Origin of the sequence: Methanocaldococcus villosus KIN24-T80 (assembly GCF_000371805.1) — an archaeon.
GTDB classification, from domain to species: Archaea; AGJL01; Methanococci; order Methanococcales; family Methanocaldococcaceae; genus Methanocaldococcus; species Methanocaldococcus villosus.
Genome location: NZ_AQUK01000001.1, coordinates 411,891 through 426,506 on the forward strand (window position 1 = coordinate 411,891; position 14,616 = coordinate 426,506).

The window sequence follows — 14,616 nt, forward strand, 5'->3', positions numbered from 1 at the left end:
TTTAATATTTATTATGGTAATACTAAGTAAGGGTGATAGATTGAATTTGAAGTTAAAGGTAGCAAAAGAGGCTGCAAAGTTAATAAAAGATGGTATGGTAGTAGGTTTAGGTAGTGGTTCTACTGCAGCTATGTTTATAAGAGAACTTGGTAGTAGGATAGAGGAGGAGGAATTAACTGTATTTGGCATTCCCACATCCTTTGAATCTAAAATGTTAGCTTTACAATATGGAATTCCTTTAGTTAGCTTAGATGAGTATGATGTTGATATAGCCATAGATGGAGCAGATGAAGTTGAAAAAGAAACACTATTTTTAATAAAAGGTGGAGGGGGTTGCCACACAATGGAAAAGATTGTTGATTACAATGCAAAAGAATTTGTTGTGATAGTGGATGAGTCAAAAATAAAAAATAAACTTTCATACCCTATACCTGTTGAAGTTTTACCTCAAGCTTATAGAGTGGTTATGAAAAAATTAAAGGATATGGGAGGGGAACCTATAATAAGATTAGCAGAAAGAAAAAGAGGACCAGTTATAACTGATAATGGTAACATGATAATAGATGTATCAATGGAAATAGATGATGCTGTTAGCTTAGAAAGTGAAATAAACAACATACCAGGAGTTGTAGAAAATGGAATATTTACTAAAGTTGATAAAGTTTTAGTAGCTACAAAAAAAGGTATAAAAACATTAAAAAAATAAATCTAAATTAATAACTCTATATTATTATACTCTTTTAGTTTTTTGTAGATCTTTAAAGCCAATTCAGGAATAAAGGTTGTTATATAGCCTTTATATCTCAAAGCTTCCCTATCATCTCCATTGCAAGGATATGCATTAATTCCATTTTCATTTAACACCTTAACTGTTGCTTTCTCTACCCATGGATCTCTGTCAGATATATAAACTTCTTCAGCTTTCTCAGCTATTGCCCAAGCTATATATCTTCCTCCAATTAATCCCAATTTATCCTCTTTAATGTCATCTATTGTTTTTTCTGGTTTATATTTCATTAATTTACTCTCTTTAACTGCTCTCCAATGTGCATCTCCAAGAAAGAAGCTACCTAATGTGTAGGGATATATCTTATCTTTTAAAAAATTATTACCCATTGCTATAGCTTTATTTATATTTTTATCAGCTAATTTTACATTCAAATCTTTTATTTCTTCTTTTATTATTCTCATAACTCTTCTAAGTCCAAAATTACCTCTCTTTGCTGTTCCAGGAGAATAGCCACACATATATCCATGATGATTGTAAGGAAAACCAGTAATTATTGTATTCAGCCCTGCTCTTAAAGCTATTCTACACTCATTTTCATAAGCCCCATTTGTTGCTACAACTCCCCCTTTAACCAATATCCTACTTATAGCTACTGCTTTAGCAAAAGCTTTTAATTTATCCTTTGCCCTATTGAAACATGCTCCTTCAATAACAAAAACATCCACATCTAACTTTAAACATGCATTTATCCCTTCTATTAAATCATCATATCCATCACCAACATGAAATATCCCTTCTAACCCTTTACCATATTTCTTAGCAAGATTAGCCACAATCTCCATCTCCTCTATTGGAGCTGCATGCTCTTCAGCTCCCTGCTCCTCTACGACATTCACACAAACAGTTGAAGCTAACCTTATATAATCTTCGACAAACCTTTCTTTTTTTTCTTTTTCAATCAATCTTTTATGAATTCTCTTCCTAGGACATCCTCTAAAATATCCTTTAAAATAACACTCTCCATAACAATGGGTAATCTCTTTTGGAAATCTCATTGGGCCATATTGTCCAAAATGATCTATATCTATTGGCACTTCAACATTTTCAATGATCTTCTTAAATAACTCTATTGTTTCTATTCCTTCTTTTTCAGCAATGTCAGCTATAGCATAAGCACATATGTGAATTGGATAGCCAATATAGTCAGCTAAAATACAATTCTCTAATAATTCTAACATTGATAAATTAGAAGCACATGGCCCTATAGCAATATCAACTAAATCACAACCTAAAGGAAATTTTCTAAAATTTGATCCTAATTTAATAATCTCTTCTAAAGATAAATCATCTATAGCATCCAATATTTCAATAATGTCACTCTCTTTAAGTTTTCTATTTCTTATTTTGTTTAATACAATCTTTCTTAATTCTAATGCAGCATCTAAATTATTTATTGATTCTTTTATTAAATCTCTCATAGAATCACCTTACATGGATAAAGAGATATTACATGATTTTTTATCCTTTTAATTAACTCCTTCCAATTATCATTTAATAATATAATAACACATCCCCCTCCTCCAGCTCCTGTAATCTTAGCCCCATAGCTATATTTTTTAGCTATATCTATAACCTTATCTATTTTATTTGTAGATATATTTAATTTTTTTAATAATTCATGATTCTTTAATAATAACTCACCAAACTCTTTTTTATCATTGACTTTTATAGCCTCTTTAGCTATTTTGTCTATTTCTTTAAATATCTCATCTTTATAATCTAAGTTAGAAACTTCTTTAACAAGATCAGCAGTTTTTTTATTCCTCTTTTCAACATAGGCTATTAAAAAATCACATTCTTTAATAAAATCATTTAAATCATTAAGCTTTCTAAACTTATTATCTTTTATCTCTAATACCCCACCATAAGTTATTGTTGCTGTGTCTGTTATACTGGCTTTCCCTTGAGTAATTCTCTCTACTTCATAGGCTAATTTAAATATGTCATTTTTATCTAATTCAATATTATAAAAATTAGATAAACTTTTTAATGTTTCAATTATAACTGAAGCAGAGCTCCCTAAACCACAGCTAACAGGAATTTCTGAATATATGGATAATTTTAAATATTCTGGTTCTATGTTAAAGTTATTAAAGAATATTTTTAATGTATTAATTATATATGAGAAGTCTCTATCATTACATTCCAAATTATCAGAAACTAGAGTTTTGTTCAAATTTTCTGAATATATTATAAACTTATCTGCTTTCTCTACTTTTACAGAAGTATTTAAGTTTATTGCCATAGAAATTGCCCTATAGCCATAAACTACTGCATGTTCTCCAAAAAGTATAACCTTAGCTACCATAACCATCATCTTCGTCAAACTATAAAATTATTTTCTACAAAAACAAAAATAATATATACAATAAAAATATTATTTAATTATTGTGATTATTTATGGAAAAAGTGGCTATTTATATCATTGGGGACATCGTCTTATCTGAGAATACTGGAGCTGCATTAAAAAAGTGGAGAAATTTATTTAATATACAGCAGATTGAGTTAGCAAACTATCTCAATATCTCTCCATCAGTTATAAGTGATTATGAGACTGGAAGAAGAAAAAATCCTGGAGTTAATGTAATAAGAAAGTATGTTTTAGCTTTGATAGAAATTGATAAGAGAAAAGGAGGCTATACAATAAAAGCTTTGAAAAGATTATTAGAGAAATCTCCATCAATGAAAGCTATATTATCCATAAAAGAGTATAACAATCCTATAAAAATAAAAGATTTTGCCAAAATTTTAGAAGGAGAAATAGTTGTTGGGTCTAATTTAGATGCTGTTATTTATGGTCATACTGTTGTAGATAGTATTAAAGCTATTATGGAAATGACTGGAGAAGAATTTTATCACTTATATGGTTGGACAACTGAAAGGGCTCTTATATTTACAAATGTCTCCACTGGAAGAAGTCCTATGGTTGCTATTAGAGTTAGCTTAATGAAACCAAGAGTTATAGTTTTTCAGGGTTTAGATAAAAATAAAATTGATAAATTAGCTATAAAATTGGCAGAAATTGATAATATTCCCATAATTACAACTAAATTAGATATTGATGAATTAATAAAAAGATTAAATGAAATAGGGTGAAATAATGGCAGGAATTGTTGGTTATGGAAGCTACATCCCAAAATATAGAATTAAAGTTGAAGAAATAGCAAGAGTTTGGAATAAAGATGCTGATGCAATAAAGAAAGGTTTGCTGGTTTATGAAAAATCCGTCCCAGCTTTAGATGAAGATACAGCTACAATAGCTGTTGAAGCAGCAAGAAATGCTTTGAAAAGAGCTGAAATTAATGGAAAAGAAATAGAAGCTATTTATGTTGGTAGTGAAAGTCATCCATATGCTGTTAAACCAACAGCGACAATTGTTGCTGAAGCTATTGATGCTACACCAAATTTAACTGCAGCTGATTTAGAATTTGCTTGTAAAGCAGGGACAGCAGGAATACAGATATGTATGGGCTTAGTTGATAGTGGGATAATAAAGTATGGTCTTGCTATTGGAGCAGACACTGCCCAGTCAGCTCCAGGAGATGCTTTAGAATTCACAGCATCAGCAGGAGGGGCTGCTTATATAATTGGAAATAAAAAAGAAATAGCAGTGTTTAATGGAACATTCTCTTATACAACAGATACTCCAGACTTCTGGAGAAGAGAAGGTAGGCCATATCCTAAACATGGTGGAAGATTTACAGGAGAACCTGCATACTTTAGACATGTTTTAAATGCTGCTAAGGGATTAATGGAAAAACTAGGAACAAGTCCTAAAGATTATGATTATTGTGTTTTCCATCAACCAAATGGTAAGTTCTATCTTAGAGTTGCTAAAATTTTAGGTTTTAAAGAGGAACAATATAAATTAGGATTATTAACTCCTTATATAGGGAATACATACTCAGGAGCAGTTCCTTTAGGATTGTCTAATATACTAGACCATTGTAATGGAGGAGAAAGGATTTTAGCAGTTTCATATGGTAGTGGAGCAGGTAGTGATGCTTTTGATATAACAGTAAAAGAAAGAATAAATAAAGTTAAAGATAAAGCTAAGAAGACAGCTGAATATATAAATAATAAAGAATATATTGACTATGCAATTTATATTAAATTCAGGAAGAAAATAAAATTTTAAGTGATGATTATGATAATCTACAGAGAAGAAAATGAAATTATAAGAGAAGCTTTAAAAAACATTAACCTTCCTAAGAATGTTTATATATTTGACACAACACTAAGAGATGGAGAACAAACTCCAGGAGTTTCTTTAACTGTTGATGAAAAAGTTGAGATAGCTGTAAAGTTAGATGAGTTAGGAGTAGATGTTATTGAAGCAGGATTTCCTATTTCTTCATTAGGAGAAAGAGAAGCCATTAAAAAAATATGTTCTTTAAACTTAAATGCTGAAATATGTGGCTTAGCAAGAGCTAGGAAAGAAGATATTGATGCAGCTATTGATTGTGGTGTAGATAGAATCCATACTTTTATAGCTACATCTCCTTTACATAGAAAATATAAGTTAAAGATGGATAAGGAAGAAATAATAGAGAGAGCTATTGAAGCTATTGAATATATAAAAGAACATGGAATAAAAGTTGAATTTTCTGCTGAAGATGCTACAAGAACTGAGTTAAATTATTTAAAAGAAGTTTATAAAAAAGCTATTGAGGCTGGTGCTGATATAATAAACGTCCCTGACACAGTAGGAGTTATGATTCCTAGAGCTATGAACTATTTAATAAAATATTTAAATGATTTGGATGTTACAATATCAGTCCACTGTCATAATGATTTTGGATTAGCTGTAGCAAATTCTTTAGCAGCTGTAGAAGCTGGAGCTAAGCAGATACATTGTACAATTAATGGATTAGGAGAAAGGGGAGGAAATGCTGCTTTAGAAGAAGTAGTTATGAGCTTACATTGTATTTATGGAATAAAAACAAATATTAAAACTGAAAAATTGTATGAAGTTTCTAAGTTGGTAGCAAAATATACTGAAATAAATGTTCAACCAAATAAGGCCATAGTTGGGGAAAATGCTTTTGCACATGAAAGTGGGATTCATGCTCATGGAGTTTTAGCCCATGCTTTAACATATGAACCCATACCTCCAGAACTTGTTGGACAGAAAAGAAAGATAATACTTGGAAAACATACAGGAACTCATGCCATTAAAGCTAAATTAAAAGAACTAGGATATAATAATTTAACAGAAGAACAATTTAAGGAGATAGTTAAAAGAATTAAAAGTTTAGGAGATAAAGGAAAGAGAATAACAGATAGGGATGTTGAGGCAATTGTAGAAGATGTGTTAGGTAGGGTAGCCAAAAAAGAGAGAGTTGTTGATTTAGAACAAATTGCAGTTATGACAGGAAATATTATTCCAACAGCCTCAGTAGCTTTAAGAATAAACAAAGATGTTAAAAAAGTTTCATCTATTGGTGTGGGTCCAGTAGATGCTGCAATTAAAGCCATACAAAAAGCTATTGGAGAGAAGATTAAATTAAAAGAGTATCATTTATCTGCAATAACAGGAGGAACTGATGCATTAGCAGAGGTTGTTGTTAAATTAGAAAGTGATGGAAAAGAAGTAATAACAAAAGCTGCTAGTGAAGATATTGTTAGAGCTTCTGTTGAAGCTGTGATAGATGGGATTAATAGATTATTAAAAAAACATTAAATTTTTTTATCTCTATACTTAGCTAAGTATAAGGCATATAATGCTCCTATAACAAGAGGTCCTATTGCAAAACCTACAACTCCTAAGGAGAGAGGAGCTATTAAAAATGCTATTATAACCAATACAGGATGTATATCGGTGTCTTTTTTTACTAAATAAGGTCTCAAAATAAAATCTGGAACTAAATTTAAAAATATAACTCCATATATTAAAATAAAAATGGCACTATAATAATTGTTTATTAAAAAATAGTAAAGTGCTAAACTTCCATAAACCATCCAGCTACCTAATATAGGTAAAAGGGCAAATATTCCTGTTATTATTGCCAACAATTCAGGATATGGGGAAAATGTGAGTTTATATCCTATATATGCTAAAGCTGTTATTATTATTGAAATATTGACACAACTAATAAAGATATTTTTATATGTCTCATGCAGATACATTAAATATATTTCTAATCTACTCCTATAGTCATGAGGAGTTATATTTAAAATAATATCTTTTATATGATAGCCATCTTTTAAAAAATAGAAAGTCATAAAGATTATTATTAAAATCTTTATGAATAAGTTACCTAGACTTAATAAACTGCTTGATATTTTTGATACTATATATTTTATTACATCTTCTCCATATTTCTTTATAAACTCATCATTTATAATATTATCTAACCTATACTTCCCCACTAACCATTTATAATATGAGATAAATAAACCAATATCTAAATTTATGATATAGCTAACAATTAACCATATAATATATAAACCAATTAAAATTATAGGTAGAACAAATATAATAACAGCTAATATTGATGCCAAGTTTCTGTTCTTACTAATATTATATATAAAGTTATATATTGGTAAAGCCATGTAAGAGAAAACAATGGCATATGCTATAACATCAATATATGGGAATATAAAATAAAAAAATGATAGTATTAACACAATAATAATTATTTTTATTAAATATTTAAACTCATTATATCTCATTACATTCACCTAAGTTGATATCATGAAAGTTTTAATGCCCACTATTTTCTATCCTCATATAGGAGGAATAACAGTACATGTGGAGAACCTTGTAAAAAATTTAGAAGATATTGAATTTTATCTCATAACTTATGATTATTCCAAACCAAAGTATAAAAATATTCATATTTATAATGTTCCATACTTAAAAAGATTTAGAGGTGTTAGTTATTTAATAAATGCTTATAGAGTCAGTAAAAAGATTATTGATAAAGAAAAGATAGATATTATCCACTCTCACTATGCATTTCCTCAAGGATGTTTAGGAGGGCTATTAAAAAAGAGATATGGAATACCTCACATATTAACATTACATGGATCGGATGCACTAATATTAAAAAATTCTCTGTTAGGTAAGAAATTCTTTAATTTTGCTATAGAAAATGCTGATGAAATAATATGTGTCAGTAATTACATTAAAGAGACAGTTGGTAGAGGTAGGGTAATTTATAATGGAGTAGATAGGGAGATGTTATATAATGAGGGAGATCATAATTTTGCCCTTTTTGTAGGCTCTTTTGTTAAACAGAAAGGAGTTGATATATTAATTAAAGAGATAGAAGATATTGACTATAACTTCATACTCATAGGTGATGGACCACTATATAAGGAGGTTTATAATTATATAAGTAAGAAGGGGTTAGGGCATATAATGTTATTAGGAAAAAAGAAATTTAATGAAGTAGCTTATTATATGAGAAAATGTAGTTTTTTAATAGTACCTTCAAGAAGTGAAGGTTTTGGTTTAACAGCTATTGAAGCTATGGCTTGTGGAAAACCTGTTGTAGCTAGAAATGTTGGGGGGTTAAGAGAGATAGTTATTAATAACTATAATGGTTTCTTAACAAATAATTTAAAAGAGAAAATAGAGTTACTAATTAATGATAAAAATTTGAGAGAAACGTTAGGAAAAAATGCCTATAAGTTTTCAAAAAAATTCTCTTGGGAAAAGACTGCTGAAGAGGTTAGAAAGGTTTATGAGGAGATAGTATGAAAAGTGATAGTGTAAAAAGAGGAATAGAAAGGGCTCCACATAGAGCATTATTAAAAGCTTGTGGATATACTGATGAAGAGATAGAAAGACCATTCATTGGAATAGCTAATAGCTTTAATGAAATTGTTCCAGGGCATATTCATCTAAGAGAATTGGCTGATGCTGTTAAAAAGGGTGTTTATGCTAATGGAGGAACAGCTTTTGAATTTAACACCATTGCTATATGTGATGGTATTGCTATGGGTCATGAAGGTATGAAATACTCTTTACCTTCAAGGGAAGTAATAGCAGATTCTATTGAATGTATGGCAAAAGCTCATGGATTTGATGGTCTTGTATTAATTCCATCATGTGATAAAGTAGTTCCTGGAATGATAATGGGTGCTATTAGGGCAGAAATTCCATTTATTGTTCTTACTGGAGGGGCTATGCCTCCAGGAGAGTTTAGAGGGAAAAGATATGATTTGATAAGTGTTTTTGAAGGAATTGGAGCATATAAAGCAAATAAGATAAGTGAAGAAGAGTTAAAAGAAATTGAAAACATTGCCTGTCCAGGTGCTGGAAGCTGTGCTGGATTATTTACAGCTAATACTATGGCATGTCTTACTGAGGCTATGGGTTTATCTCTACCATACTGTGCTACTTCATTAGCAAATACTGCGGAAAAAATGAGAATAGCTAAAAAAACAGGATATGCTATAATGGAAATGATAAAAAAAGGTATAACAATGGATAAAATACTTACTAAAGAGGCTTTTGAAAATGCTATTATTGTTGATCTCGCATTGGGAGGTTCTACAAACACCACCTTGCACATTCCTGCTATAGCAAATGAAGTTGAAAAAGGTTTAATTACTTTAGATGACTTTGATAAATTATCTGACAAGGTTCCACATATAGCCAGCTTAAGACCAGGAGGAGAGCATTTCATCATTGATCTTCACAGGGCTGGAGGAATTCCTGCAGTTTTGAAAGTATTAGAAGAGATAATAAATAAAGAATGTTTAACTGTTAGTGGGAAAACTGTTAGAGAGATAATTAATAATGTTAAATATATTGATCATAATGTCATTAGAACAGTTGACAATCCTGTCCATAAAACTGCAGGGTTAAGAATATTAAAAGGTAGTTTAGCTCCGAGGGGAGCTGTGGTGAAAATTTCTGCAGTTTCTCCTAAGATGTATAAATTTAAAGGACCAGCAAGAGTATTTAACTCTGAAGAAGAAGCTGTAAAAGCTATATTAAACAGTGAAATTGAAGAGGGGGAGGTAATAGTTATTAGATATGAAGGCCCTGCAAGTACAGGTATGAGAGAAATGCTTGCCCCAACCTCTGCTATATGCGGTATGGGGTTAGATGAAAAAGTGGCTTTAATAACTGATGGTAGATTTAGTGGAGGTTCAAGAGGGCCATGTATTGGCCATGTTTCTCCTGAGGCAATGGCTGGTGGACCTATAGCAGTGGTTGAGGATGGAGACATGATAGAAATAGACATGATTAATAAGAGATTAGATTTATGCTTAAGTGAAGAAGAAATAAAAGAAAGATTGACAAAATGGAAAAAGCCAGAAATTAAAGTTAGAGGTTATTTAAGAAGATACTCTAAACTTGTAACCTCAGCAGATGAAGGGGCTGTATTAAGGGATTAGAGACTATGAAAGATCAGATAGAAGTAATAGGTTTTGATGATGCACCATTTAAAAGAGAAGATAGGGAGGGTATATTAATATCTGTATATATGAGAGGAAACAAAATAATTGATGGAATATATTTTAAGAGGATTAAAAAAGATGGGTTAGATGTTACAGAAAAAATAATAGAAATAGTAAAAGGTAAGCATTATAAGAAAATAAAAGCTATCTTTCTGTCAGGAGTAACCTTTGCAGGTTTTAATATAGCAAATATTAATGAAATATATAGTAAAACTGGAAAACCAGTTATTGTAGTTATAGATAAAAATCCTAATAAAGATAAGATATTTTTAGCCTTAAAAAAACATTTTTGTGATGCTGAAATAAGAATAAGGATTATAAACTCATTACCAAATCCTGAAAAGTTAGAAAATATCTATGTACAATATATAGGGTGTGATAGAAATTTTGTAAAAAATATGATAAAAAAGACTAAATTAAAAAGTAAAATTCCAGAGTGTTTAAGAATAGCTCATTTAATTGGTAGAGGATTTTTAGAATTAATGGAATAAATATATTTATTTTTATAAAATTTTTCTTTTATTAATCCTGAAAATATCAGTTTATATAATTCATCATAAAACTCTTTTTTTGATAATTTTGAAAGCTCAAGTAAATTCTTCCTACCCTCAACAATTTCATGTTTATTTAATACATCTAATATCCTACTATGAATCTTCATGTCTAAATTCTTAAATAATTCTTTTTTAAACTCTTTTTTATTTATCCCTTTACAGTCTGAATATACTGCTAACTTCCAAAGTTTCATTTCTGAAAATTTTAAACTTCTGGCTAATGGTGAAACTTCATCTAACTTTTTGGCATGGTTATTCATTATAATATAAATATCATGTTCTTCCAAATTAGGGATGGGATAGATATCTATAAACAATTCTCCAAACTTTTCCTGCAATTCTTTTTCTAAATTTAAAATATCCTCCTCTTTCATATTAACTAATATCCATTTTTCTTTTGGAGATAATTCATAATAGTCATAATAGATAACCCTTTTATAGAGTCTTCTTTTATCTAATCTTTCTATCAAATAATTATTGTTTTCTCTTAAAAAAGATATGAGGGCTATATCATCCATTTTAGATAATTCATCTAGCTTTAAATTTTTATTTTCAATTTCTTTAATTACTGCTCTCTTTAACATTGTATCTGCAATTCTAACAGTTTTGTGAAAATAAACTGCAGAATACATTTGATGTCTTGCTATTAGAAGAGATTCTATAGCTTCTATACCTTTTTTCAAAATACCTATCTTAATTTTTCCAAAAGTTTCAAAAGTTTTTAAACTAGTAATTATTCTATGTATATCAATCATACCATAAGCTGTTCCTGTATTATAGCTGTCTCTTAACAAATAATCCATTCTATCAGCATCAACTTCTCCAGATATAATATGCCCCTCTAAATTCTTTTTACTTAGAGTTTTGATAACTTCTTTTTTATTTCCAATATCTAATTTTTTTATTATCTTCTTTCCAACTTCTTCATGATTGTAGCCAAAAATTTCCAATGTATGAGAAAAAGGAGGATGTCCAATATCATGTAAAAGTGCTGATAATCTAACAGTTTCGATATCAACATCTACTTCTCTCTTAATTTTATTAGCCATTTTATTAGCTATATATAAACAACCAAGAGAGTGTTCAAATCTTGTATGATTAGCTGAAGGATAAACAAGATATGTTAATCCTGTCTGTTTTATATTCCTTAATCTTTGAAATTCTTCAGTATCAATAACTTCCATTTCTTCATCAGTTAGATAAATATCTTTATGAATTGCATCTCTAATAACTTTCATGCTTTCATGTGAAATATTTTATAACATCTTTTTCAGTAATAATTCCTATTAATTTACTATCTTCAACAACAGGTAATGCTCCTATATCTTTTTCCACCATAATTTTAGCCACATCTTTTAATTTATCATTATTATTTGCTGTAATAACATCTTTAATCATTATTTCTTCTATTCTAACATTAGTAATTTCTCTAACATTTCCCATTTCCATCTTTTTAAATGTCCAATTGCTTCCCAATAGCTTAATAAAATCTGTAGCTGTTATTATCCCTACTAATTTATCTTCACTCACAACAGGCAATCTTCTAAAACCATTTCTAACCATTGTTCTTGCTACATCTTTTAATCTCTCTCCTGGTGTAGCATAGATAATCTTTCTTGTTATATAATCTTCAATAGTCTCATTTTCATCAATTTTATTTATAAGAGCTTTTATTACATCTCTTTCAGTTATTAAAGATAAAAAATGTCCTTCCTTATCCAATATTGGTACTCCTCCAACATTTTTATTTAGGAATGTTTCAATAGCCATATCAATGTCATCATTTTCATCTAATGTTATAACCTCTTTTGTCATTATTTCTCTAACAGGTTGGTTTATAGCTGCTACAAAGTTTCTATTAAATTTCTCCCTAATTAAATTATACTTTGAACCACCACCTATAAAATCAACAATATCCATAGCAGTAATTATCCCTACAAGTTTATTATTTGGATAAACTATTGGCAATCTTCTAAACCTATTCTCATTCATTATCTTTAAAGCCTCTCTTATAGTTGTTGTAGGGTAGATTTTAACTATTTCCTTATTTTTTACTACATCCAAAGCTCTCATTATTTTTCCCTCTTTAAATTAGTTATATTTTAATATTTTACAAATTTACTATAAAAAATTTTATATATTATTAAGGATAAAATTGAGAAAGACAAAATTTTAAAAGGGGATAGTTATGGAAATTCCTCCACAGTTGCAAGCTCAGTTAATGCAATTACAGCAGTTGCAACAACAGTTACAAATGATTATCTTACAGAAGCAAAATGTGGAAATTGAATTAAATGAAACTAAAAAAGCTTTAGAGGAATTGGATAAGAGTGATGTTGATTATGTTTATAAGCTTGTAGGTGGGTTGTTTATAAAAAGAAATAAGGAAGATGTAAAAAAAGAATTAAATGAGAAAATTGAAACCTTAGAGTTGAGATTAAAAACATTAGAAAAACAGGAGGAAAAGTTACAGTCAAAATTAAAAGAAATACAAGCAAGATTGCAAAGATTTGCTAATCAAGCACAGTGAAGTATTATGATCGAGGAATATTTAAAAAGAGATAGTATTCTATTTTTATGTCACCATAATGCTGATCCTGATGCTATAGGTAGTGCTGTAGCTTTAAAGTATTTATCCAAATATTTAAATCCTAATGCTAATGTTAGAATAGTTGCTGATTCAATAAGTAAGATTTCAAAAAATATTCTAAATGAGATAAATGAAAAAGTAGATATAGAACTCTATCCTTCATTACCAGAAACAGTATTTATTGTTGATACAGCATCAATAAATCAATTAAAAGTAGATTTTGAAGAATTAAAAAAGAGAGATGTTATTTTAATTGATCATCATAAAAGAACAGAATTAGCAGATATATGTAAATACACGATCATAAAAGAAGATTATCCTTCAACATCTGAAATAGTTACTGAAATTTTTAAAGAGCTAAATATATACCCCCCTAAAAATATTAGAATTGCCCTATTATGTGGAATTGTTTATGATACAAAACATTTAAAGTTAGCTACACAGAAAACATTTGAAATTATTAGCTATTTAATTAAAGATATAAGCTTTCAAAAAATCCTTTCTATGTTAACCCATGAAAGTGATATTAGTAAGAGGGTAGCCCATTTAAAAGCTTGTAGTAGGATGAGAATTAAAGAATATAATGGAATAAAGATAGCTCTATCTCATGTGAGCTCTTACGAAGCTTCATGTGCTAAAACTATTGTTAGTATTGGAGCAGATGTAGCATTTGTTGTTGCTGTTAGGAAGAAGGAAGGAGAAATTAGAGTGAGTGCCAGATGTAGAAAACATGTAGCTAAAAAAGTTCATTTAGGAAAATTAATGGAAAAAATTGGTAAAGAATTAAAAGGTTCTGGAGGAGGACATAGTGAAGCTGGTGGATTGAATGCACCTTATGATGGAAAAGATAAAGAAAAAACAATAAATAGAGTATTAGATTTGTGTTACAAAAGATTCATAGAAGAGTTTAAAAAGTAATAACATTATCACTCTCTTTAACAAAAGCTACAAGATCATGCATTGTGGCTAATTTTACACCCTCAATTAAATCACTATCACTCAATCCTCTCGCTTTACAACATGGCCCACAAACTTTAACTACAGCCCCTAATTCAATGGCATTCTTCAATAGTTCTAAATAGTTAGGAACTTCTGAAGGATTTTGACCTTTTTTAGCTACATAAACTCCATCTTCTATTAAAAAAATATTCACTTCAGCCCCTTCCAATAGTGATGTTAAAGCAAATCTCAGTGCTGAATATGCCCTTTCTTTTCCATATGGGGCTGATGTAATAATAACAGTAAATTTCAATATTTCACCT

15 protein-coding genes are annotated in these 14,616 nt (G+C 29.4%); 9 read left to right on the top strand and 6 right to left on the bottom strand.

Annotated elements, in window-relative coordinates; all coding sequences use genetic code 11:
- Nucleotides 1–13 precede the first annotated feature (13 nt).
- On the top strand, nucleotides 14–706 hold the full coding sequence (gene rpiA, locus METVI_RS0102395; RefSeq protein WP_040682701.1) for a ribose-5-phosphate isomerase RpiA: 693 nt from the start codon (nucleotides 14–16) through the stop codon (nucleotides 704–706).
- 2 nt (nucleotides 707–708) lie between these two features.
- Here rpiA and hmdC read toward each other — a convergent pair whose 3' ends face one another.
- Together hmdC and mvk are read right to left on the bottom strand one after the other, a co-directional pair.
- Complete coding sequence (hmdC, locus tag METVI_RS0102400) at nucleotides 709–2,208, bottom strand: 5,10-methenyltetrahydromethanopterin hydrogenase cofactor biosynthesis protein HmdC (protein ID WP_004592141.1); 1,500 nt, start codon at nucleotides 2,206–2,208, stop codon at nucleotides 709–711.
- Nucleotides 2,205–3,098 (bottom strand): mevalonate kinase, encoded by an 894-nt coding sequence (mvk, locus tag METVI_RS0102405; RefSeq protein WP_004592139.1) that lies wholly within the window; start codon nucleotides 3,096–3,098, stop codon nucleotides 2,205–2,207. The genes hmdC and mvk overlap by 4 nt, the downstream gene beginning before the upstream one ends.
- A gap of 92 nt (nucleotides 3,099–3,190) precedes the next feature.
- Here mvk and METVI_RS0102410 point away from each other — a divergent pair, with 92 nt between their 5' ends.
- The 3 genes from METVI_RS0102410 to METVI_RS0102420 are packed head-to-tail and all read left to right on the top strand — an operon-like array spanning nucleotide 3,191 to nucleotide 6,473.
- A complete protein-coding gene (locus METVI_RS0102410; protein WP_004592137.1) occupies nucleotides 3,191–3,886 on the top strand; it encodes a helix-turn-helix domain-containing protein in 696 nt (231 codons plus the stop codon).
- Between the two features lie 4 nt (nucleotides 3,887–3,890).
- On the top strand, nucleotides 3,891–4,928 hold the full coding sequence (locus METVI_RS0102415; protein ID WP_004592135.1) for a hydroxymethylglutaryl-CoA synthase: 1,038 nt from the start codon (nucleotides 3,891–3,893) through the stop codon (nucleotides 4,926–4,928).
- A 9-nt stretch (nucleotides 4,929–4,937) separates the two neighbouring features.
- The gene (locus METVI_RS0102420) at nucleotides 4,938–6,473 is read left to right on the top strand and encodes a 2-isopropylmalate synthase (protein WP_004592133.1); all 1,536 of its coding nucleotides are present in this window, start codon (nucleotides 4,938–4,940) and stop codon (nucleotides 6,471–6,473) included.
- Here the strand turns inward: METVI_RS0102420 and METVI_RS0102425 are convergent.
- Nucleotides 6,470–7,465 (bottom strand): AI-2E family transporter, encoded by a 996-nt coding sequence (locus METVI_RS0102425; protein WP_004592131.1) that lies wholly within the window; start codon nucleotides 7,463–7,465, stop codon nucleotides 6,470–6,472. The genes METVI_RS0102420 and METVI_RS0102425 overlap by 4 nt on opposite strands.
- 22 nt (nucleotides 7,466–7,487) lie before the next feature.
- Between METVI_RS0102425 and METVI_RS0102430 the strand changes: the two genes are divergently transcribed.
- From METVI_RS0102430 to METVI_RS0102440, 3 genes are read left to right on the top strand one after another with little or no spacing between them, the layout of a single operon-like run.
- Nucleotides 7,488–8,498, top strand: coding sequence for a glycosyltransferase family 4 protein (locus METVI_RS0102430; RefSeq protein WP_004592129.1), 1,011 nt, complete (start codon nucleotides 7,488–7,490; stop codon nucleotides 8,496–8,498).
- A complete protein-coding gene (gene ilvD / locus METVI_RS0102435; protein ID WP_004592127.1) occupies nucleotides 8,495–10,147 on the top strand; it encodes a dihydroxy-acid dehydratase in 1,653 nt (550 codons plus the stop codon). Before METVI_RS0102430 ends, ilvD begins: the two co-directional genes overlap by 4 nt.
- Nucleotides 10,148–10,152: 5 nt before the next feature.
- On the top strand, nucleotides 10,153–10,701 hold the full coding sequence (locus METVI_RS0102440; RefSeq protein ID WP_004592125.1) for an endonuclease dU: 549 nt from the start codon (nucleotides 10,153–10,155) through the stop codon (nucleotides 10,699–10,701).
- Here the strand turns inward: METVI_RS0102440 and METVI_RS0102445 are convergent.
- Nucleotides 10,662–12,002, bottom strand: coding sequence for an HD domain-containing protein (locus METVI_RS0102445; RefSeq protein ID WP_004592122.1), 1,341 nt, complete (start codon nucleotides 12,000–12,002; stop codon nucleotides 10,662–10,664). The genes METVI_RS0102440 and METVI_RS0102445 overlap by 40 nt on opposite strands.
- A 4-nt stretch (nucleotides 12,003–12,006) precedes the next feature.
- Nucleotides 12,007–12,837, bottom strand: coding sequence for a CBS domain-containing protein (locus METVI_RS0102450; protein WP_004592120.1), 831 nt, complete (start codon nucleotides 12,835–12,837; stop codon nucleotides 12,007–12,009).
- A 115-nt stretch (nucleotides 12,838–12,952) separates the two neighbouring features.
- Between METVI_RS0102450 and METVI_RS0102455 the strand changes: the two genes are divergently transcribed.
- Nucleotides 12,953–13,294, top strand: a complete 342-nt coding sequence (locus tag METVI_RS0102455) for a prefoldin subunit beta (RefSeq protein WP_004592118.1) — start codon at nucleotides 12,953–12,955, stop codon at nucleotides 13,292–13,294.
- A gap of 3 nt (nucleotides 13,295–13,297) precedes the next feature.
- Nucleotides 13,298–14,272 (top strand): DHH family phosphoesterase, encoded by a 975-nt coding sequence (locus METVI_RS0102460; protein WP_026152866.1) that lies wholly within the window; start codon nucleotides 13,298–13,300, stop codon nucleotides 14,270–14,272.
- Here METVI_RS0102460 and METVI_RS0102465 read toward each other — a convergent pair.
- Nucleotides 14,262–14,606 carry a DsrE/DsrF/TusD sulfur relay family protein gene (locus METVI_RS0102465; RefSeq protein ID WP_017981002.1) on the bottom strand — a complete coding sequence of 115 codons (345 nt, stop codon included), beginning with the start codon at nucleotides 14,604–14,606 and terminating at the stop codon, nucleotides 14,262–14,264. The genes METVI_RS0102460 and METVI_RS0102465 overlap by 11 nt on opposite strands.
- Nucleotides 14,607–14,616 lie beyond the last annotated feature (10 nt).